General features: G+C 76.1%; 23 protein-coding genes. 5 read left to right on the top strand and 18 right to left on the bottom strand.

What is annotated here, in order from left to right:
* Nucleotides 1–85 precede the first annotated feature (85 nt).
* The 4 genes from COO58_RS15930 to COO58_RS15915 all read right to left on the bottom strand — a co-directional run bounded on the left by COO58_RS15930 (nucleotide 86) and on the right by COO58_RS15915 (nucleotide 4,025).
* The gene (locus tag COO58_RS15930) at nucleotides 86–1,558 is read right to left on the bottom strand and encodes a hypothetical protein (RefSeq protein ID WP_091578699.1); all 1,473 of its coding nucleotides are present in this window, start codon (nucleotides 1,556–1,558) and stop codon (nucleotides 86–88) included.
* 108 nt (nucleotides 1,559–1,666) lie between these two features.
* Nucleotides 1,667–2,629, bottom strand: a complete 963-nt coding sequence (locus COO58_RS15925; protein WP_091578696.1) for an anti-sigma factor RsbA family regulatory protein — start codon at nucleotides 2,627–2,629, stop codon at nucleotides 1,667–1,669.
* Entirely contained in the window at nucleotides 2,626–3,453 is an 828-nt protein-coding gene (locus tag COO58_RS15920; protein WP_091583817.1) for an MEDS domain-containing protein, read from the bottom strand. Before COO58_RS15920 ends, COO58_RS15925 begins: the two co-directional genes overlap by 4 nt.
* Nucleotides 3,454–3,509: 56 nt before the next feature.
* Complete coding sequence (locus COO58_RS15915) at nucleotides 3,510–4,025, bottom strand: 2'-5' RNA ligase family protein (protein WP_098745531.1); 516 nt, start codon at nucleotides 4,023–4,025, stop codon at nucleotides 3,510–3,512.
* Nucleotides 4,026–4,111: 86 nt separating this feature from the next.
* Here COO58_RS15915 and COO58_RS15910 point away from each other — a divergent pair, with 86 nt between their 5' ends.
* Complete coding sequence (locus COO58_RS15910) at nucleotides 4,112–4,618, top strand: DinB family protein (RefSeq protein ID WP_091578691.1); 507 nt, start codon at nucleotides 4,112–4,114, stop codon at nucleotides 4,616–4,618.
* On the opposite strand, the gene COO58_RS30825 is transcribed toward COO58_RS15910, so the two are convergent.
* The gene (locus COO58_RS30825) at nucleotides 4,605–5,198 is read right to left on the bottom strand and encodes a glycoside hydrolase family 88 protein (protein WP_255292640.1); all 594 of its coding nucleotides are present in this window, start codon (nucleotides 5,196–5,198) and stop codon (nucleotides 4,605–4,607) included. The genes COO58_RS15910 and COO58_RS30825 overlap by 14 nt on opposite strands.
* Nucleotides 5,199–5,213: 15 nt before the next feature.
* On the bottom strand, nucleotides 5,214–5,582 hold the full coding sequence (locus tag COO58_RS30820; RefSeq protein WP_255292710.1) for a hypothetical protein: 369 nt from the start codon (nucleotides 5,580–5,582) through the stop codon (nucleotides 5,214–5,216).
* Between the two features lie 109 nt (nucleotides 5,583–5,691).
* Here COO58_RS30820 and COO58_RS15900 point away from each other — a divergent pair, with 109 nt between their 5' ends.
* On the top strand, nucleotides 5,692–6,075 hold the full coding sequence (locus tag COO58_RS15900) for an SCP2 sterol-binding domain-containing protein (RefSeq protein ID WP_098745529.1): 384 nt from the start codon (nucleotides 5,692–5,694) through the stop codon (nucleotides 6,073–6,075).
* The gene (locus COO58_RS15895) at nucleotides 6,072–8,156 is read left to right on the top strand and encodes a glycogen debranching N-terminal domain-containing protein (RefSeq protein ID WP_098745528.1); all 2,085 of its coding nucleotides are present in this window, start codon (nucleotides 6,072–6,074) and stop codon (nucleotides 8,154–8,156) included. The genes COO58_RS15900 and COO58_RS15895 overlap by 4 nt, the downstream gene beginning before the upstream one ends.
* Nucleotides 8,157–8,167: 11 nt before the next feature.
* Here COO58_RS15895 and COO58_RS15890 read toward each other — a convergent pair whose 3' ends face one another.
* From COO58_RS15890 to COO58_RS15880, 3 genes are all read right to left on the bottom strand, one after another.
* Complete coding sequence (locus COO58_RS15890; protein ID WP_091578680.1) at nucleotides 8,168–8,860, bottom strand: Pr6Pr family membrane protein; 693 nt, start codon at nucleotides 8,858–8,860, stop codon at nucleotides 8,168–8,170.
* A gap of 23 nt (nucleotides 8,861–8,883) precedes the next feature.
* Entirely contained in the window at nucleotides 8,884–9,738 is an 855-nt protein-coding gene (locus COO58_RS30230) for a hypothetical protein (RefSeq protein ID WP_091578677.1), read from the bottom strand.
* An 81-nt stretch (nucleotides 9,739–9,819) separates the two neighbouring features.
* Nucleotides 9,820–10,326, bottom strand: a complete 507-nt coding sequence (locus tag COO58_RS15880; RefSeq protein WP_091578675.1) for a DinB family protein — start codon at nucleotides 10,324–10,326, stop codon at nucleotides 9,820–9,822.
* Between the two features lie 120 nt (nucleotides 10,327–10,446).
* On the opposite strand from COO58_RS15880, the gene COO58_RS15875 reads away from it, so the two are divergent.
* Nucleotides 10,447–11,337, top strand: coding sequence for a DUF72 domain-containing protein (locus COO58_RS15875; protein WP_091578673.1), 891 nt, complete (start codon nucleotides 10,447–10,449; stop codon nucleotides 11,335–11,337).
* A 64-nt stretch (nucleotides 11,338–11,401) separates the two neighbouring features.
* Nucleotides 11,402–11,587 carry a GTPase activator gene (locus tag COO58_RS15870; RefSeq protein ID WP_091578670.1) on the top strand — a complete coding sequence of 62 codons (186 nt, stop codon included), beginning with the start codon at nucleotides 11,402–11,404 and terminating at the stop codon, nucleotides 11,585–11,587.
* A 9-nt stretch (nucleotides 11,588–11,596) separates the two neighbouring features.
* Here the strand turns inward: COO58_RS15870 and COO58_RS15865 are convergent, their stop codons facing one another.
* The 9 genes from COO58_RS15865 to COO58_RS15825 all read right to left on the bottom strand — a co-directional run bounded on the left by COO58_RS15865 (nucleotide 11,597) and on the right by COO58_RS15825 (nucleotide 19,694).
* Nucleotides 11,597–11,974: a hypothetical protein gene (locus COO58_RS15865; RefSeq protein WP_091578667.1), complete on the bottom strand. Its 378-nt coding sequence runs from the start codon at nucleotides 11,972–11,974 to the stop codon at nucleotides 11,597–11,599.
* 117 nt (nucleotides 11,975–12,091) lie between these two features.
* Nucleotides 12,092–12,712: a hypothetical protein gene (locus tag COO58_RS15860; protein ID WP_091583812.1), complete on the bottom strand. Its 621-nt coding sequence runs from the start codon at nucleotides 12,710–12,712 to the stop codon at nucleotides 12,092–12,094.
* A gap of 53 nt (nucleotides 12,713–12,765) precedes the next feature.
* Nucleotides 12,766–13,635, bottom strand: coding sequence for an alpha/beta fold hydrolase (locus COO58_RS15855; RefSeq protein WP_098745526.1), 870 nt, complete (start codon nucleotides 13,633–13,635; stop codon nucleotides 12,766–12,768).
* Between the two features lie 22 nt (nucleotides 13,636–13,657).
* Nucleotides 13,658–14,638, bottom strand: a complete 981-nt coding sequence (locus tag COO58_RS15850) for a glycosyltransferase family 9 protein (protein WP_098745525.1) — start codon at nucleotides 14,636–14,638, stop codon at nucleotides 13,658–13,660.
* On the bottom strand, nucleotides 14,635–15,330 hold the full coding sequence (locus COO58_RS15845) for an SDR family oxidoreductase (protein ID WP_091578660.1): 696 nt from the start codon (nucleotides 15,328–15,330) through the stop codon (nucleotides 14,635–14,637). Before COO58_RS15845 ends, COO58_RS15850 begins: the two co-directional genes overlap by 4 nt.
* Nucleotides 15,327–16,730: a D-glycero-beta-D-manno-heptose 1-phosphate adenylyltransferase gene (gene rfaE2 / locus COO58_RS15840; RefSeq protein WP_091578657.1), complete on the bottom strand. Its 1,404-nt coding sequence runs from the start codon at nucleotides 16,728–16,730 to the stop codon at nucleotides 15,327–15,329. The genes COO58_RS15845 and rfaE2 overlap by 4 nt, the downstream gene beginning before the upstream one ends.
* Complete coding sequence (locus COO58_RS15835; protein WP_342672785.1) at nucleotides 16,727–17,509, bottom strand: SIS domain-containing protein; 783 nt, start codon at nucleotides 17,507–17,509, stop codon at nucleotides 16,727–16,729. Before COO58_RS15835 ends, rfaE2 begins: the two co-directional genes overlap by 4 nt.
* On the bottom strand, nucleotides 17,509–18,726 hold the full coding sequence (locus COO58_RS15830; protein ID WP_098745523.1) for a glycosyltransferase: 1,218 nt from the start codon (nucleotides 18,724–18,726) through the stop codon (nucleotides 17,509–17,511). Before COO58_RS15830 ends, COO58_RS15835 begins: the two co-directional genes overlap by 1 nt.
* Entirely contained in the window at nucleotides 18,711–19,694 is a 984-nt protein-coding gene (locus COO58_RS15825) for a glycosyltransferase (RefSeq protein WP_098745522.1), read from the bottom strand. The genes COO58_RS15830 and COO58_RS15825 overlap by 16 nt, the downstream gene beginning before the upstream one ends.
* Nucleotides 19,695–19,752 lie beyond the last annotated feature (58 nt).

Raw genomic sequence — 19,752 nt, 5'->3', positions numbered from 1 at the left:
CCCCGTGAAGGATCGAGTCCTGCCCTACACATCGATGCAGATATTTGCATATGGCAAAGGATGGTGGCAAGGTCCGGTGTCCCGCTCAGGCCGGGGCACGCACCCCGGTCTCCGGACCGGTGGTCTCCGCCTCCGGCACCGGGCGCGGCGCCGGAGTCCGCACCGCGAAGGCGTCGAAGCTCGGCCCGTCCAGCCGCTCGATGAAGGGCTCGGCGGTCGGCCGATCGGTGTCGCCCGGGTCCGTCTCGGCCCGATCGGCGTCGACGCGCGCCGCCGGCGCCGGCTCGGACGCCGCCGCCGGGGCGGCGGCCGGACGCGCGCCCACCTGCGGGTACTCGGCGGTCTCCCCGCCGCCCGCGGCGGCCGCCATCACCGCCGCCGCGGCCAGGTCGGCGACCCGCTTGGCCTCCCGCTGCACCCGGGCCCGGGTCTCCTTGGCGTGCTGCTCGGCCAGCTCCGCCGCGCGTCGCGCCTCGTCCAGCCGCTTGGTCTCGGCGGCCAGGTCCCGGCGTACGCCGACCAGCCGCTCCTCCAGCTCCGCGCCGGCCCGCTCGATCGCGGCGATCTCGCCGCGGGTCTCCTCCAACTGCGCGCCGACGGTCTCCAGCTCGGACGTGAGCCGGGCCAGCGCCTCCTGCCGCTGCTGGACCTCCCGCTGCACGGTGGCGAGCTGCTCCTGGTGCGCCGCGGTCTCCTCGTCGGCCCGCTCCCGCACCTCGGTGGCGTACTGCTGGGCCTCGGCGACCAGGGCGGCGATGTCCCGCTCGGCGGCGCTCGCCCGGTCGGCCAGCTCCTGTTCCGCCGCGGCCCGCCGCTCGTCCAGTTCCCGCGCCATGGTGGCCTGCCACTGGGCCAGCTCCTGCTGGGCCTTGCTGCGGGTGGCCTGCACCTCCTGCTGGATCTGGGTACGCGCGGCCTTCACCAGCGCCTCGGACGCGGACCGGGCCTGCTCGACCTGCTGGGCGCTCTGCTCGGTGAGCCGCTTCGCCTCCTGCTGGGCCCGGTCGTGCGCGGCCTGGCCCTCGGTGCGCAGCTTCTCCGCCAGCTCGCGCACGGCGGTCAGCTCCGCCTGCGCGGTGGCCCGCCGCTCCTCGTCCACCCGCTCCTGCTCGGCCCGGCGGGCGGACAGCTCCTCGTCCAGCTCGCGCCGTTCCCGGGCGGCCTGCTCCTGGGCGGCGGTCAGCACCTTCTCCGCCTGCGCCTGGTGGTCCTCCGCGCGTCGGGTGGCCATCTCGGTGATCTGGCCGGCCTGCTTCTCGGCCAGGTCGAGGATCTGGTCGACCATCGGCCCCAGGTCGCGGAACGAGGCCCGGTCCACCGCCGTCGGGCGGTCCCGCAGCTCGACCGCCTCGGCCTGCGCCCGCTGCACCTGCGCGGTCAGCTCCCGCACCTGCGCGTACGCCCGGTCCCGGGCGGCGGTCAGCGCGTTCACCTCGCCGTCCATCTGCTCGACGTACCGGTCCACCTGACGCTTGTCGTAGCCGCGCAGCGCCGGGTCGAACCGGGGGCGTGCGGACACGTCGTCGTGGGGTGCGAACGGTTCCTCACCGTTGGACATGCGCCATCCTCCGTCGGTTCGCCAGCGCCAGGCCGCAGGGCACGATGAGGCGCTACGGTACCGTGTCCGCGCGCGCGTCTCGCCCCGCCCCGCCCCCTGATCCGCGAGTCAGACCGGGAAGTGGGGATTCCCGACCGTCAGTCGGATGGTGAAACCGTCCGCGTCCCGGTGGTGCGTCACGTGGTCGCAGCTCTGGTGGGTGATCCACAGGCCCAGGCCGCCCTCGCTCCCGTCGCCCGCCGGCAGCAGCCCGGCGTACGGGTCCTTCGGGCCGGGACCACGGTCGTGCACGGCCACCACCAGCCGGTCGGGGGCGCGCCAGAGGCGCAGGCACACCGGCGTCGTGCCGTGCCGCAGCGCGTTGCACACCACCTCGCTGACGGCCATCACCAGGTCGTCGAGGTCGTCGGGCGGAAGCAGGCCCCGGTCGGCGGCGCGGACCGCCGCACGGGCCCGGGCGGGCGTCGGGTCGGACAGCTCGACCTCCGGCACCGTGTGCTGCACCGGGTCGAGCGGCGCGGGCCGGCACTCGGACAGGTAGGTCGCGGGCTCGGTGTAGACACCGGTCGGTTCGTGTCGACCGTCCGGGGTGGCGACCCGCGGATGCGTCCGCGCCACGTCGGCCAGCACGTGCGGCGGCGCGACCCGACGGTCGTAGGCGCACATGCTCCACAGCGGGAAGTCGTCGTAGGCGTGGTTGATCGCCGACTCGTAGCGCGCCCACGCGTCCCAGGTCGCCCCGAACAGAACCGCCGGCAGCTCGCCGACGATGCGGATCTGCGGGGCGCCGGCGGCCACGTGGGAGCCGAGCAGCTCGCGGTAGGCGCGGATCGCGCCGGTCGGCCGGGCGTAGACGTCCCCGCCGGGCAGGAACGTGACGTCGGCGCCGGTGGGCAACGCCCGACGGACCAGGTCGGCGTTGCGCCCACCCAGGCCCACCACCGTGGGTTCGCCCGCCTCGACGCCGCCCCGCAGGAACGGCAGGACGACGGCCAGCAACTCGTCGTCGGAGTCGTAGAGGAGCGCCTCGTGGAAGTAGCCGGTGTGACCGGCGGCCGCACCGGTCCTCATCGGACCACCTCGACCCGGATCCCGGTCAGGCCCAGCAGCTCCACCAGCCGGGCCGGGGCCGTGCGGCGGGTGCGCAACACCGCGACGGCGTCGTGGCGGCGGGCGTGATCGCGCAGGCGCAGCAGGCTGCGGTGGTCGACGAAGTGCAGGTGGGACGCGTCGAACACCAGCCGGCCCGCCTCCGGACGCGGGTCGGCCCGCTCCAACGCGGTGGCGAAGAGCAGGTGGTTGGACGGGTCCAGCTCGCCCCCGAGCGCCACCGCCGCGTCGTCGCCGCCGGCGTGCAGCCGGAACAGCACCTCGGCGTTGGTCTGCGCGTGCAGGCAGGCCAGCTCGGCGATCGCCGCGTCGCCCAGCACCCGCCGGTCGTACGCGCAGACCGCCGACATCGGCCGGTGCCGCATCCAGTGGTCGATGCGGTGCTCGTAGCGGGCGAAGGCGTCCCGCTGGGCGGCGGTGCGCACCAGGCCGGTCGCCTCGGCCACCACCCGAAGGCCGGTGTAACCGGCGGTCAACGCCTCGGTGGTGGCCCGCACGTACGCCCGGACCTGCGTGCCGGGATCGACCACCTCGTCATGTCGGTAGGCCTGGCCGACGGCGAGCAGCCGCACGTCGCCGCGACGCCGCGCGGCGGTGAACCCGGGCACCGTCGTCAGCCGCCGGGCCGTCACCTCGGGCTCCTCCGGGCCGACCAGCCAGACCTGTTCGCCCGCGGCGAGCCCGGCGGTGACCTGGTCGACCTCCAGCGCGTGCAGCGCGGCCGGGTCGGCGTAGGCGAGGCAGCCGTGACCGTAGCCGGGTCCTGTCGCGTCCCCGCCGGTCACCGGCTCCACCTCATCCGCCCAGTCTAGGCCCCGTGCCGGACAGCCGGCCGTCGCGGTCAGGGCAGCGGGTGGGAGATGTCGCGGGCGTGGTCGGTCACCGCGGCGCCGACCACGGTGGCGGTCAGCGGCAGGATCTCCAGGCAGCGGCGCACCGCGGCGCCCATCAGCGGGTTCGGCACCCGCATGGAGAGCGTGCAGTGCGGCACCCAGCGACCCGGCCGGTAGTGCTCCACCACGCCGACCCCGGCCCGGGCCAGCCGCTCGTGCACGTCCGCGTGGTGGGCCAGCAGCTCCGGCGTGGGCGCCGGCCCGAGCCACAGCACGCGTCCGACGAACTGGCCGGCATGCTGGAACTCCAACCGCAGCGGCGCGGCGACCACCGTCCCGGCGAGCGCCTCGGCCACCTGCCGCGGGTCGAGGCGGGGCGCGACCGCCAGCGAGACGTGCGGGCGGTGCCGCTGGGCCAGCAGCGAGCGCATGCTCGGCACCCCCTCGGACTCCAGCAGGTCCCACAGCACCCGGACCCGCCGGGTGGCGTCGGTGTCGAGATACAGCTCCAGCGCCGCGACCACCCGATCACCCTAGAGCGGAGGTTTGCCCCGCCCGCTGGGCGGTACTGCCCGGGGGACGGTACGAGACGGTGGGGGAGTGAGGGCACGTGGACGTGAACGATCTGCTGACCGAGGGGTACGGGCGGCTGCCCGACCTGGTCGCCGGCGCGCTCGACGGGCTCGGCCCGGAGCAGTTGCGGCAGGCCCCGGTGGACGGGGCGAACCCGGTCGGCTGGCTGGTCTGGCACCTGACCCGGATCCAGGACCATCACGTCGCCGACGTGATGGGCAAGGAGCAGCTCTGGGTCGGCGGCGACTGGGCGCGGCGGTGCGGCCTGCGTCCCGACCCGGACGACACCGGCTACGGCCACGGCCCCGAGCAGATCGCGGCGGTCCGCCCGGACGACGGCGGCGTGCTGCGCGACTACCACCGCGCGGTGGTGGACCGCAGCCTGGCCTACCTGCGCGGGTTGGGGCCGGCCGACCTGGACCGGGTCGTGGACGACAACTGGGACCCGCCGGTCACCCTCGGCGTACGGCTGGTCAGCGTGCTCGACGACGACCTCCAGCACGTCGGTCAGGCCGCGTACGTGCGCGGGCTCATCCGGCGCTGACCGCGTCCCGGGCGCGGCGCAGCGCGGCGTGCCCGAGCAGGTGACAGGCCTGTGCCTCGGGGGAGGTGCCCGGCGCGGCGAAGTCCGGCGCCCCGCTGACCCCGGTCACCCGTCCGGGCCCGTCGACGCGGCGGGCGGCGGCGGCCAGCAGGTCCGCCCCCACGTCGAGCCACGAGCGGGACAGCCAGCCGTCGGCCACCCCGGTCAGTGCCGCGTACCCGAGCAGTTGGGCCGTGTTCGCCTCGCGGAACGTGCCGGGGTCGTCGAGCACGTCGGGGAAGAGCCCGTCGTCGGTCCGGTACGCCAGACAGGCGGTGAGCATCTCCTCGGCGTGCCCGGCCAGCTCGGCGCGGAGCCCGGCCGGCCAGACCGCCGCCGGGCGCAGCGCCCGGGCGATCCCGGCGACCACCCAGCCGTTGCCGGTGCCCCAGGGCTCCGGCCGGTCCAGCTCGCCCCGGTCCTCGTCCCAGCGGGCCGCGTACAGGCCGGTGCGGGGGTCGTGCAGTCGCCGGCGGTGCCCGGTGACCTGTGCGGCGGCCAGCTCCGTGTGGCCGGTCAGGGCCAGCAGCGGCACCGTCATGTAGACCGTGTCGGCCTACACCTGACGGCCGTCGAGCAGGTGGAACAGCGTGCCGTCGGCAGCCCGGGGCGCCCGGCGCGCGAGCCAGTCGAGCTGCGCGTCCAACGCGGCGGCGTACCTCGGGTCCCCGGTCGCGACGGCCGCGTGCCGGACCACCTCGCCGCACGCGGCGCCGTTCACCGCCCCCACCGAGCCGGCCCACTCGCCGAGCCGCCCGTCCGGCCGCCGGCGGGTCACCGCCGCGTCGGCGACCAGCACCGCCGCCTCCGGCAGCCCGAGGTCGAGCAGCGCCTGGCCGGTGATCCCCTGCTCCCAGGACTCCCGCTGCATGGTCAGCAGCGCGAGCAGCACCCGGTCGGCGGTGGCGTCCCCGGTCGTCCACATGCCCGTCCCGGTACCCCGCGCGGCCGCCCCACTCACCCGCACCGGGTGAGTTCGCCTCACCCGCCTCCCGGGGACGCTGCGGGAACGGCACGACGAGGAAGGGGACCGGATGAGCGCCTCCGCCGCGGAGCACCTGGCCCGAGGAGCGGCCGGCCGGCATCCGGAGCTGCCCGAGACCACCTCCGGCACGATCCGCCTGGACCTGCGGGACGGTGGGCACACCGAGCACTGGTATCTGACCATCGACCGGCAGGACGTCCAGGTGGCCCGGCTGGCCGAGGAGGCGGAACTGGTGGTCCGCGCCGACCGGGAGGTCTTCGACCGGATCGCGGCCGGACGGCTGCACCTGGCCGCCGCGCTGCTGCGCAACGACCTCACCGTGCAGGGCAACCTGAAGCTGCTCATGACGCTGCGCCGGCTCTTCCCCGGCCCGCCCGACGCCCGGCACCCCCGGGACGTCGCCGACTTCCCCTACCGGGTGGGCGCCCGATGAAACAGGAACTGGTCTCCGTCCTCAACGGCAACGCGTTCGCGATGGGCGACGCGCAGGGCGACATGGAGGCCGACCCGTGCGCCCCGATCGGGCTCTTCTCCTTCGACACCCGGTTCCTCTCGCACTGGGTGCTGACCGTCGACGGCGAGCGGTTGCAGGCGCTGTCCCGCGACGACCTGACCTACTTCGAGACCCGCTTCGTGCTGGTGCCCGGCACCGCGAGCCACTACGTCGACGCGGACGTCTCGGTCATCCGGCACCGCTCCATCGACGAGGCGTTCGACGAGCGGATCACGGTGCTGAACCACTCCGCCCGGCCGGCCGAGTTCACCGTGCGGATGGAGATCGGCAGCGACTTCGCCGACACCGCCGAGATCCTGCGACCCGTGCCGCGCGAACCGGTCGTCGTCGCCGACACCGACGGGCGCCAGCTGCGGATCCGCTACGAGCGGGGCCGGTTCACCCGGGAGACGTACGTCTCCAGCACCGCGCCGGTGGAGGTCGACGGGCGCGGCATGACGTTCCGGATCCGCATCGAGCCGGACGGCCAGTGGCAGACCGACCTGCACGTCGGCATGGTCATCCACGGCGCCGGGGGACGCGACCTGCGCGCCGACATCGAGTCCCACCGCCAGCACGTCCGCGAGGGCATGCGCGACGACCTGCGGCACTGGTTCGACCAGGCGCCGCACCTCGTCGCCGACCGGGCGGCCCTCGGCGCCGCCTACCGGCAGGCGTTGGCCGACCTGGCCGCGCTGCGCTACACGCCGCTGGCGTACACCGACCGGGTGCCGGTCGGCGGGTTGCCCTGGGCGATGACGCTCTATGGCCGCGACGCCCTGGTCACCTGCCTGGAGACGCTGGCGTTCACGCCCGAGCTGACGCCGGCCACGCTGCGCATGCTCGCGCTGTTGCAGGGCGGCCAGCTCGACGACTACCACGACGAGGAACCCGGCAAGATCCTCAGCGAGCTGCGGTACGGCGAGGCGGCCGCGTTCGACGAGCAGCCCACCGCCCTCTACTACGGTGCGGCCGACACCACCCCGCTCTTCGTCGTGCTGCTCGACGAGTACGAGCGGTGGACCGGCGACGCCGACCTGGTCCGGCAGCTGCGCCACCCGGCCCGGATGGCGCTGGACTGGCTGACCGACTACGGCGACCCGTACGGCGACGGCTACCTGCGCTACCAGCCGCGCAACACGGTCAACGGGGTGGCGAACCAGACCTGGCGGAACTCGCCGGACGCGATCGTCGACCGCACCGGCGTCGAGCCCCCGTTCCCCCGGGCCACGTGCGAACTCCAGGGCTACGCGTACGACGCGCGGGTCCGGGGCGCCCGGCTGGCCCGGGAGTTCTGGGACGACCCGGAGTACGCCGAGCAGCTGGAGGCCGACGCGGCGCGCCTGCGCGAGCGGTTCAACCGGGACTTCTGGCTGCCGCACCGGGGCTACTACGCGCTGGCCCTCACCCCGGACGGCGAGCCGGTCGACGCGCTCACCTCCGGTCTCGGACACCTGCTGTGGAGCGGCATCGTCGAGCCGGACCGGGCCGACGCGCTGGCCGCGCACCTGTGCGGGCCGGACCTCTTCTCCGGCTGGGGCGTACGCACCTACGCCGACGGCCAGCGGCCGTACAACCCGGTCGGCGCGCACCTCGGCGCGGTCTGGCCGTCGGACAACGCGCTCGTCGCGGCCGGCCTGCGCCGGTACGGCTTCGACGCGGAGGCGGCCCAGATCGCCGCCGGCGTGTTCGCCGCGGCCGAGACGCTCGGCGGATCGGTCCCGGAGGTGATCGCCGGCTACCCGCGCGCCCTCACCAAGTACCCGGTCCAGTTGCCAGCGGCGGGTCGCCCCCAGTCGTGGGCCTCCGGCGGCCTGCTGATGCTGCTGTCGACGATGCTCGGGCTGCGTCCGTGCGGGGAGAACCTGCTGGTCGACCCCGCGATCCCGACCGGCTACGGCCGGATCGAGCTGCTCGACGTGCCGGGCCGCTGGGGCCGGACCGACTCGTACGGCCGGGAGCGGGGCAGCGGACGGCGGGCCCGAGTCGGTGACCAGGCGGGCATGCGGCGCGCCGCCTGACCCGTCGGAGTTCAGCCGGACGCGGTGGGCTGCCGTAGCGCCGGGTCTTCCCGCGTCGGCTGCTCCGGTGCGGCGCCCCGGCGTCGGACGAGCAGCCGGTCGACGCCCACGAAGAGCAGACCCAACAGCCAGAACACGACGGCGAACCCGACCGCGCTCACCCCGACGCCGTCGTAGCCGAGCTGCCCCGCGTCGAGGAACGGGTACGGGTAGCGGTGCACGACCAGCCCGCGCACCAGCGCGAAACCGAGGTACGCCAGCGGGAAGACCAGCCACCAGGCGGCGTACCGGGGACGCAGTCGGCCGCGCCGGTCGAACAGCGCCCAGTCGGCGATCGCGAGCAGCGGCACCACGGTGTGCAGGAACTGGTTGCCCCACCACTCGCCCGGCTCCCGGTGCGGCTGGACCATGGCGAACGGGCTGGCCGGGTTCGCCAGCACCAGGTGGTAGACCGTGCCCGTGATGGTGATGTAGAGCGTCACCGCGCCCTTGAGCACGCTCGGCGGCTCCGGCCGGTCGCGCAGCGCGCACCAGGCGGTGTAGCCGGCGAAGACGCCGACCGCCACGTTGCTCTGGATGGTGAAGTAGGGCAGCAGGCCGGTGATCGTGGCCGGGCCGAGCGCGGTCAGCACGATGCCGGCCACCACGCCGAGCACCACGGCCAGGCGCAGGAGGATCGCCAGTCGGCGACGCCGGGGGGTCACCGGGGCACGTTAGCAGCCGGTCGTCAGCCCGGGCGTCGGCCGGTCGGCGGGCCGGCCGGGCCGAGCGGGCGGCCGGAGCCGCCAGCGGTGGTCGGCTGCGGCGGCGGGCCCGAGCCGTCCGGTCCCGGGGGCCCGGAGCCCGCGGGACCCGGTGGTCCGGGGCCGACGGGCGGGCGGGATTCGTCGGGACCGGCCGCCCCGGGGAGCAGGTCGGCGCAGTAGCCGGGCACCCGGCGGGGGCCGCCGGCGGCGGCGACCAGGCCGGCGAACGCCGGGGTGTCCAGGGCGCGCTCGCGCTCCGGCTCCGCCAGCCGGTGGTAGGCGGTGCAGAGCCGGGCCGACGCGAGCGGGTCGGCCGCCGAGGGCGTCGGCTCGCCGGTCCGGTCGCCCGGGCTCGTCGTCGGGAGCGGTCCGGCGACGGGCCGGCTGCCGCCGGAGGCGTCGCCCGCCGGCGTCCGGTCGCCGGCGGGCCCGGGCAGGCTCCCGGTGGCGGCGGCCAGTGCCACGCCGCCGCCGAGGGACGCGAGCACGGCGGCGACCGCGAGCTTGCCGCCGAGCAACCCGGCGAACCGTCGTGCGGGCCGGCGCCCGGTGTCGCCCCGGGGGGCCGCCCGCCACCGGTCGCCCGGCCGGGACCCGCCGGTCGGCCGGGCCGCGCGCGGTACGCCGATCGGCTGCCGGTCGGCTGGTCGGGCCGCCACGACCGCGCCGGCCCGCGCCTCCCGGAACGCGGCGACCGCGGCGGTCTCACCGCTGACCTCGCCGGTGCCGGGCGGGACCCGGACGGCGTCGAGCAGACGGGTCAGCGCCAGCGGCCCGTCGGCGGAACCGACGAGCAGCCGCTCGACGGTTTCCTGGTCCAGGCGGGGTGCGTCCATCTCGTGACCCTCAGCGCCGCCACCTGGCCCGGTGTCACACGATCGCCCGTGCCACGACGGTGAGGTGGGTCACGTCGGCGGTCAACCCATCGTCTTCGCCCCGTCGATGGACTCCCGGATGATGTCGGCGTGGCCCGCGTGCTGGGCGATCTCGGCGACCAGGTGCAGCAGCACCCGGCGCACCGTCCACGCGGCGCCGCGCTCGAACCACGGCTGGTCGGGCAGGGCGTGCGCCGCGTCCAGGTCGAGCGTGGCGACCAGGGCGTCGGTCCCGGCGGCCACCCGGTCGAACTCGGCGAGCAGCCCGGCCAGCGTGTCGGTCGGATCCATCCGGAACTGGCCGGCCCAGTCGACCGGCTCGCTGCTCATGGCCTCGGCCCCGCCCACCGCGAAGCGGGCCCACATCCGCTCCGTGATCGCCACGTGCTTGACGATCCCGCCGAGGCACAGCGCGCTGACCGTGCTCCGGCGCGCCGCCTGCTCGTCGTCGAGCCCGGCCACCGTCTGCCGCAGGAAACCGCGGTGCCGGCGCAGGGCGGCGAGCAGATCCGCCCGCTCCCCGGTGAGAACCTCGTCGCTGACGTCCATGCTGCCCGCCCTTCCGATCGACGACCCGACGTCACCGTACGACCCCGCACCGACAGTTCCGAGGCTCCACACCGGAGCCTCCGGTTGCCGATCCGTCCGGGTGGCGGTGAACTGAATGACATGGGTGTCATCAAGGTGGGCACGTCCTCGTGGGCCGACCAGATGCTGGTCCGCTCCGGCTGGTACCCACGCGGGGTCAACACGCCGGCCGGCCGGCTGGGCTGGTACGCGGAGCACTTCGGTCTGGTCGAGGTGGACACCTCGTACTACGCGGTGCCGGCCCCGGAGACGACCGCGGCGTGGGCCGCCGCCACCCCACCCGGGTTCACCTTCGACGTCAAGGCGTTCCGGCTCTTCACCGGCCACCACACCCCGGTCGACGCGCTGCCCAGGGACCTGCGGCCGGCCGGCGGGCCGAGCCGGGTCCGCTGGCGTGACCTGCCCGCCGGGGCGTACGACGAGCTGTGGGACCGGTTCCACGCGGCGCTGGCGCCGCTCGCGGCGGCAGACCGGCTCGGCGCGGTGCTGTTGCAGTTCCCGCCCTGGCTGGCCCGGGGCGAGGCGGCCCGGCGGCGGATCCTGGCCGCGGCGCGGCGGTGCCGGCCCTGGCCGGTCACCGTCGAGCTGCGACACTCCTCGTGGTTCAGCGAGGACGCCGTGGTGGACACCGTGACGTTCCTGCGCGAGAACGGGCTCGGGTACGCCTGTGTGGACATGCCGCAGGGGCACGCCTCCTCGGTGCCACCGATCCTCGTCGCCACCACCGACCTGGCCGTGATCCGCTTCCACGGGCACAGCACCGCCTGGGAGAGCGGCGACAAGCAGGACCGGTTCCGTTACGCCTACGGCGAGCGGGAGCTGCGGCACTGGTCGGTGCTGCTGCGCGAGCTGGCCGACCAGAGCGCCGAGCTGCACGTGCTGATGAACAACTGCTGCGGCGACCAGGCCCAACGGGACGCTGCCCGCCTCGCCGCCCTGCTCGACGTCGCCCCCGCCACGGCGCGGGCCTGAAGGTTTCCCCACCCCGACGCCGGGTACCGCCGCTGTCGCCGACGAACGAACGCGAGGGGGACACGTGGAGGAACGACGCGACGAGGCCGGCCGGGACCCCCGGGCGACCCGGGAGGCCGAGGAGGCGCACGGCGGCAGCATGGCGCCGGACCTGGTGGACGACACCGGGCACCGGGTGGCCGACCCGCCGGTGCCGGACAACGAGCCGTCGGCGCCGGGCCGGCCGGGTGAGGACGGCACCGGCTCCTGACGGTCACGCTCAGGGGCGGGTCTCCGGGCGCATCCCGGTCGCCTCCTCCAGCGCGTTGTCGCCGAGGTCGCCGTCCGCCCGGTCGTCCGGGAACGTCCGTCGCGACGGGGCCGGATCGGGCGGCGCGCCCGGCCCCGCCTCGGTCGTCCGGGTCGGTTCGACCGGTCCGAACCCGTGCCGGCCCGCCTTCGGGCCGCCCGGTCCGGCTCCGGCCGCGCGACGCTCACCGCGCCGGCCCTCGGGTACGGCGGTCTCCTCACTGCCCTCGTCCATCGGGTCGCGGTCACCCGCGCCCCACGGCGGGTCGGCGTCGAAGCCGTCGGTGGTGCCCCACGGCGCGGCCGACTCCGGCCCGCGCCCCTCGCCCGGGGCGTCCCTGTTCGTCATGGTCTCACCTCACCCTGCCTGGATCGCCCGGCGCCGGTCGTCCGGCACACGTCGGGTAGGGGCCCGCACCGCGCGGCCGGCGGCCCGCCCCGACGTGGGTCGCCGGCCGCGCGGTGGTCAGCGAGCCGCGCCGACCAGGGAACGCCCGGCCGCGCCCATGGCGGCCATCTTGCCGAGGTTCTTCGGCATCCCGCCGGCCCGGTTGAGCATGCCGCGGAACACCTGCCCCGGCTTCTGCTGCTCGCTCATGTACGCCGTCACCACGACCAGCGCGCCGGTCAGCGCCGGGATCGCCCACTGGAGCATCTTCATCTGCCGCTGGTTGGCCGCGACGTTCGCCGGGGTGTGGTGGTGCGGCTCGGTGGTCCCCATGACGGGCGGCCCGCCCGCCTTCTCCAGCTTCATGCCGACCAGCCGGCTGTAGCCGGTCACCGCCAGCGCGGCGACGGTCAGCCCGGTCTTCACCGCGCTGGCCTTTCCCACCCCCGCCTGTCGGGCCATCCGCGGGCTCTCGGTGACCAGTTCGCCGACCGCGCCGGCCAGGTGCGCGCCGATCGCCGCCGCGTTCACCGGCGTCCAGCGGGCCCACCCGGCCGAGGCCACCGGCAACCGCTGGGTCGAGTCGTCGATTCGTGCCGCCGCGCCGTTGACGCCGAGCGCTCCCATCAGGGAGCCCCCGAACCAGGCCGCCAGGCCCAGGTCGTGCATCGAGCGCAGCGTGGTGTGCCGTTCGGACATCAGATCCCCCTCCGCCGTGTTCGGGCGGTGCGGCATACCCGTCCTCGGCGTGCTCACGCCCGCGAATCGCGGGCCGGCAGCGTGTCGACGAAGGCGGCGACCCGGCCGGCCAGCGGCGTGGCGGCACGAACCCAGGTGAAGTGGTCCAGCGCCGCGCCGGCCTCGGCGACCGTGTAGCGGTGCCGGGTCACCGGCGCGGCGGCCAGCTTGCCGCAGAGGTGGTCCAGCGTCTCGTGCGGCGTGTACTGGTCGTCGTCGACGCTGATCGCGAGCACCGGGGTGCGGATCCGTCGCACGGCGGCCTCCGTGTCGACGCCGTCCAGCGCCGGGAACCGGCCGGTGCGGGCGGTGTGCGCCCAGTCCCGGATCACGCCGCGCGCCTGCCGGCCGCCGAACCCCCAGCCGGGCCAGACGCCGAGCAGTCGGGCCGCCGCCGCGATGCCCTGGGTGTACGGCAGCACGCCCCAGCCGCGCAGCCCCGGATACCGGCGCCACCACGGGATGCCCACCGCGACCAGGGCCAGCCCGTCCACCCGGTCGGCGTCGTGCAGCGCCTGGTGCAGCACGGCGACCTGACCGCCCAGCGAGTGCCCGAGCAGCAGCCGGGTGCGGCCGTCCAGTCGGGGCTTGAGCGCGTCGAGCACCGCGCCGACGTCGGTGGCCAGGTCGGCGTAGCCGTACCGGCAGGTGCGGGCGGGGGCGGGGGTGCTCTCCCCGGTGCCGCGCAGGTCGGCCACGACCACGGCGAGCCCGGCGTCGCGCAGCGCGGTGGCGAACGGCCGGTAGTAGCGGGCCCGCACACCCATGGCCGGCCAGATCAGCACCACCGGCGCGCCGGGCGGCCCGGCCGGCTCCGGGTAGATCTGCACGCCGAGGCGCGCCCCGTCGACGTCCACGTACTCCTGCGTGTACTCCCCGCTCACCGGCCCAGCGTACGGGCCGAAGCTACCGGCGGGTAGCAAGGGGTGGCGGGCCGGACGCCTGGACCGGCACCGCGCGGCGGGCGGCGGCCGCCTCCACCCGGCCCACGGCGGCCAGCACGTCCGGCACGTCCAGCGCGGCCAACGCCGGGTGCACCGCCGAACCGTCGGCGGGCGGGTGCGGGCCGACCCAGAGCGCGTCGTGCCACGGCCGGTCCGGCGGCGGTCCCCACTGCGCAGGCGGCACCGGGCCGAACAGCAGCACCGACGCGGTGGCGTAGGCGGTGGCCAGGTGCCCCACACCGGTGTCGCCGCAGACCACCAGCCGGGCGTGCGCCACCAGCCTGGCCAGCTCGCCCACGTCGGTCGCGCCGGCCAGCACGGCGTCCGCCGGCAGCCCCGCCGCCCGGGCCACCGCCGCGGCCAGGTCCCGCTCGCCGGGGCCGCCGGTGACCACCACCCGGTGCCCGCGCCCGGCCAGCTCCCGGGCCACCCCGGCGAAGCGGGGCACCGGCCAGCGCCGCCGCGCCGCCTTCGCGCCCGGGTGCACGACGGTGACGCCGACCGGCAGCGGGCCCGGGTCGGGGCGGCGCAGCGCCAGGTCCGACCGGTCGGCCGGCACGCCGTACCAGGCCAGCATCCGGCACCAGCGGTCCACCTCGTGCTCGTCGGCCCGCCACGGCGGCCCGTCGACCGTCCCGGCCTCGGGGTTGGCGAAGGCCAGCAGCCGCCCGGGCCGGAGCGCGGCCAGCATCCGGTGCGACTGCGGGCCGCGCCCGTGCAGGTTCACCGCCAGCTCCGGGGACGGGCCGGACCACCCGAGGTGGCCCAGCCCGTCCGCGTGGACCTGCCGGTCCACGCCGCCGACCAGGTCGACCAGCGGCGCCAGCCAGCGCGGCGCGACCAGCGCCAGCTCCTCCCGGGGGTACGCGGCACGCAGCGCGCGCAGCGCCGGCACCCCGGTGGCGAGGTCACCGACGCCGAGCGCCCGCAGCACGAGGATCACGGGTACGAGGACTCCTGCTCGGCGCAGACCACCAGCTCCCGCACCGCGCAGCCGGGCGGCTGGGACAGCGCGAACATGACCGCCTCGGCGGTGTCCGCCGGGTCGTTGAGGATCGCGTCCGGGCCCGGCTTGTACTTCTCGTCCCGGTCGTCGAAGAAGGCGGTCCGCATGCCGCCCGGGATCAGCAGCGTCACCCCGACCCGGCCGGCCAGCTCGGCGGCGAGCGACCGGGTGAAGCCCACCACCCCGAACTTCGCCGCGCAGTACGCGGTCGCGTCGCCGACCGCCTTCACGCCGAGCGTCGAGGCCACGGTCACCACCGTGCCGTGCGTCCGCTCCAGCTCGGGCAGGGCGGCCCGGACCACCGCGGCGGTGCCGAGCAGGTTGATCGCCACGATCCGGTCCCAGGTGACACCGTCGACGTCGGCCAGCCGGCCGGGCACGTCCATGCCGGCGGCGGTGACCACGCCGGTGAGCCCGCCGGCCTGCTCGGCGATCTGCCGGGTGGCCGCCTCGGCGGCGCGGGTGTCCGCCAGGTCGCACTCCACCCAGGGCACGCCGGCGGCCGGCGCCCGGCGGTCCAGCACGTACGGTCGACCGCCGGCCTTGGCCACGGCGGCGACCACCGCCGCGCCGAGCCCGCTCGACCCGCCCGTGACGAGGACGGTCCGGTCCTTCCACTGCCTGGTCATACGACTCCCCTGACGAGGTGCAGGCCGCGCTGGCGCGCGGCGGAGATGGTGCCGGTGGTGGACCGGCCGGCCAGATAGGGGACGGTGACCACCCGTCCGCCCCAGCGGCGGACCAGCTCCGCCTCGGGCAGCTCCCCGGCGTCGTAGTCGCCGCCCTTGACCCAGACGTCCGGGCGCAGCCGGGCCAGCACCTGGTGCGGGGTGGGCTCGTCGAATACCACCACCGCGTCGACGCAGTCCAGCGCGGCCAGCAGCCGGGCCCGGTCCTCGGCCGGGTTGACCGGACGGTCCGGGCCCTTGAGTCCGCGGACGCTGCGGTCGGAGTTGAGGCAGACGATCAGGCAGTCGCCGAGGCGGCGGGCCGCCCGCAGGGTGGCCAGGTGTCCGGCGTGCAGGATGTCGAAGCAGCCGCCGGTGGCGACCACGGTGCCGCCGCCGGCGCGTACCGTGCCGGCCAGGTCCTCGGCGGTGCGCGCGGCGTCGGGCAGGGCCGTCGGCGCCGGTTCCCGGCCGAGTCCGGCCGCACCGCCGGCGGCCACGTACGCCGACGCCGCCTCGACCGCCGCGCGGACCGCCTCGGTGACCGACGCGCCGTCGCCGAGCGCCAGCGCGGCGGTGGCCGCGAACCGGTCCCCGGCGCCGCAGGTGTCCTCGACGTGGTCCGGCACGGACGTCGGTGGCACCACCACCGGGCTCCCGCCCCCGTGGCAGAGCACCGCCCCGTCCGGCCCGGTCGTCACCGCGACCGCGCCGACCCGCCATCGGCGGCGCAGCTCCTGCCCGGCGCGGGTGGCCGTGGAGAGCGGCGAGCCTCCGCCCGCGTCGCCGGTGAGCCGGCGCAGCTCGTCGAGGTTCGGCGTGGTCAGCCGGGTGCCCGGCACCGCCGCGGCGCCGCGCGGATGCGGGTCCCAGACCACCGGGGCGGTCGCCCGGGCCAGGGCGGCGCGCAGCGTCGGCTGCCGCAGCAGCCCTCGGCCGTAGTCGCTGACCAGGACCGCGCCCGCCCGGCCGAGCAGTTCGCGTACCGCCTCCGACGGCTCGCCGGGCGCCCGCGGATCGCCGCCCCGGTCGAGCCGCAGCAGCGTCTGCCCGCCGCAGCGGAGCCGGATCTTCTCGGCGGTGGCGCCGGGCAGGTGCACCGGGTAGACGTCGACGCCGGCACCGGCCAGCAGCTCGGCCAGGCGGGCGCCGCCGGCGTCGTCCGCGAGCGCGGTGACCAGCGCGACCTCGCCGGCCTGGGCGGCGGCGAGCAGGGCGGCCAGGCCGGCGCCGCCGGGCCGGTCGGTGGTGGTGCGTTCGTCGAGCACCGGCACGGGGGCGTCCGGGCAGACCCGGCTGACCGTGCCGTCGACGTCGCGGTCCAGCAGCGCGTCGCCGACCACCACCAGCGGGCCGCTCACGGCTCCACCCAACCGGTGCCGGTGCTGCCGCCGTTGCGGTGGTGCCCGTTCGCGCCGTGCCCGTTCGACCCGTGCCCGCCGCCGAGCGGCGCGACACCGTCGACCGAGGCCAGCACCAGGCCGTCCCGGCCGGCCCGGTCCCGCCCGCCCTCCGGTGACCGGCCGGCGCGCGCCGGCTCCCGCCAGGGCGCGCGGGGCAGCTGCCGGACCAGCGGCAACGCCTGGTCGACGTACTCGCAGAGCAGGTGCGTGGAGACCAGGTGCAGCTCCTGCACGACCTGGCTGTCGTCCGACGGCACGGCCAGCGCGTCGTGGCAGAGGTCGGCGAGGGGGTTGGGGGCGGGGCCGGTGAAGGCCCAGCAGCGTAGGCCGGTGTCGTGGGCGGCGTGGGCGGCGGTGAGGAGGTTGGGGCTGGTGCCGCTGGTGGACAGGAGCAGGAGGAGGTCGTCGGGTCGGCCGTGGGCGCGGACCTGGCGGGCGAAGATTTCGTCGTATCCGTAGTCGTTGCCGATGGCGGTGAGGGCGCTGGTTTCGGCGTGCAGGGCGATGGCGGACAGGGGTTGGCGGTCGTGGCGGAGTTTGCCGACGAGTTCGGCGGTGAGGTGTTGGGCTTCGGCGGCGCTGCCGCCGTTGCCGGCCACCAGCAACCGCCCGCCCCGGGCCAGCGTCCAGGCCAGCTCGCTGCCCCAGGACGCCAGCCGCTGCGCCTCCCGCCGGTACGGCAGCAGCGCCGCGGCCAGCCCGGACAGGTGCGCGTCGAGCGTGTCGAGCGGGGTCATCAGGCCACCGCCGACGCGGGACGGGTCGCGGCGGCCACCGAGGCGTAGACCGCGCCGAGCTGCTCGGCGCACCGCTTCCACGAGTACCGGCTGCGGATGCGGTCCAGCGCGGCGGTGGCGTACGCGAACCGGCGCACGTTGTCGGCGAGCAGCCGGCGCAGCGCGGCGCCCAGCGCGCGCGGGTCGCGCGGCGGCACCAGGTCACCGGTCAGCCCGTCCACCACGCTGTCGGCGATGCCGCCGACGTCGGTGCCGATCACCGGCACGCCGCAGGCCATCGCCTCCAGCGGGGTGAGCCCGAACGGCTCGTACCAGGGGGCGGCGACCAGCACGTCCGCCGAGCGGTACCAGGCGCCCATCTCCTCGCGCGGCACGCCGCCGAGCAGCCGGACCCGGTCGGCCACGCCGCACGACTCGGCCAGCGCGGACAGCCGGCGGGCGAACGTGTCCGCCGGGAGCAGGTCGGCCGGCGGCCCGCCGACCACCACGCACTCGGCGTCCGGGACGGCGGGCAACGCCCGGACCACGTCGAGGAAGCCCTTGCGCTCGACCATCCGGCCGACGGTGAGGATGCGGCGGCGGGCCGGGTCGCGCGGCGCGACCGGGCCGTCGGGCCGGAACACCGCCTCGTTGACGCCGGAGGGGACCAACGCCATCCGTGACCTCGGCACCCCCATCCGGACCAGTTCGCGGACCTCGTCCTCGCACTGCACGACCACCCGGTCGACGGCCCGGCCGAGCGCCCGCTCGTAGCCGACCCGCCCCGGTGGACTGGTGTCCCGGGTGCCCTGGTGGCGGCGCTTGACGCTGCCGAGCGCGTGGTACGTCAGCACGGTCGGCACCCCGGTACGGCGACCGGCGTGCACGGTGGCGAGCCCGCTCATCCAGAAGTGCGCGTGGGCCACGTCCGGGGTCCAGCCGCCGTGGCGCCAGGTGTCCGCCAGCCAACTGCCGAACTCGCCCATGTGCGGCAGCAGGTCGTCCTTCGGCACCCGTCGGGCCGGGCCGGCCGGCACGTGCCACACCTGGTAGCCGTCCGGCGCGGGGACCGCCTCGGGCAGCGCGGGGGAGTCGCGGCGGGTGTAGACGCGGACGTCGTGGCCGGCGTCGACCAGCGCGGACGCGAGTTCCGCCACGTGGGTGTTCTGCCCACCGGCGTCCTCCTCGCCGAGGACGGCGAGCGGGCTGGCGTGCTCGGAAATCATCGCGATGCGCATGTCTCCTCCTCCATGATCCGGTCCCAGTCGGCGAGGAACCGGTCCAGGCCGAACCGTTGCTTGGCCACGTCGCGGGCCCGCGTACCGAGCCGGTGCGCGGCGTCCCGGTCCTCGGTCAGCCAGCGCGCCGCGTCGACGAGTGTCTCCACCCGGGTGGAGAGCACCCCGGCGTCCGGCGGCACGGCGTCCACCGCCTCGGTGGTGGCCAGGGCCACCACCGGCATGCCCATGGTCATCGCCTCGATCAGGCTGAGCCCGAGTGAGGTCCAGCGGCACAGGTGCAGGTAGGCGCGGCGCCGGGCCAGTTCGGCGTGCATGGCGTGCTGCGGCAGGTCCTCGTGGCCGCTCACCGGCAGGCCGGGCGCGCCGGCCGAGGCGAGCGCCTCGGGCAGTCCGGCCACACCCATGCCGAACACGTCCAGCGGCGCGACCGCCGCGAAGCGCGGCATCAGGTCGGTGCCGGTGATCCGCCAGCGGCGTACCGGCTCGTTAATCACCACGGCGAGGCGGTCGAGTTCGCCGGTCCATTCGGTGGTGGGGGGGACGACGCCGTGTTCGATGACGGTGGTGCGGGTGGTGCCGTTGTCGTAGAAGAGTTCGTTGAAGTGGGTGACGTGGGTGAGCAGGAGGTCGTCGCGGTCGGCCATGGGGTGGCGGGTGTGGGGCACGTCGCCCTTGGGGGTGTTGTGTTCGACGTAGATCGCGGGCAGGTCGCGTCCGGGGCGGCGGCGCAGCCATTCGGTGGCCAGGTCGAGTTCTTCGGGGCGTTGCAGGATGACCAGGTCGACGTCGGTGTGGGCGAGGTCCTCGGGGGTGATCTCGACGGCGTTGTCGGGCCAGGGGTAGGTGCGGGCGCGGCCGAGTCCGTAGGGGCCGCGGTCGGGGGTGACGGGTACCAGGTAGCGGTGTTTGCCGTGGACGAACGACGTGGTCCACGAGCCGTGCACGTGCCACAGCAGAACGTTCATCTCTCTCCTCGTCGGCGACGGGGCGGTTGCGGTCGTGGTCGTGGTGGTGCGGGCGGGG

It is taken from the genome of Micromonospora sp. WMMA1996 (assembly GCF_002573675.1).
Taxonomy (GTDB): Bacteria; Actinomycetota; Actinomycetes; order Mycobacteriales; family Micromonosporaceae; genus Micromonospora; species Micromonospora sediminicola.
This window is presented reverse-complemented; position numbering and strand designations above follow the sequence as displayed.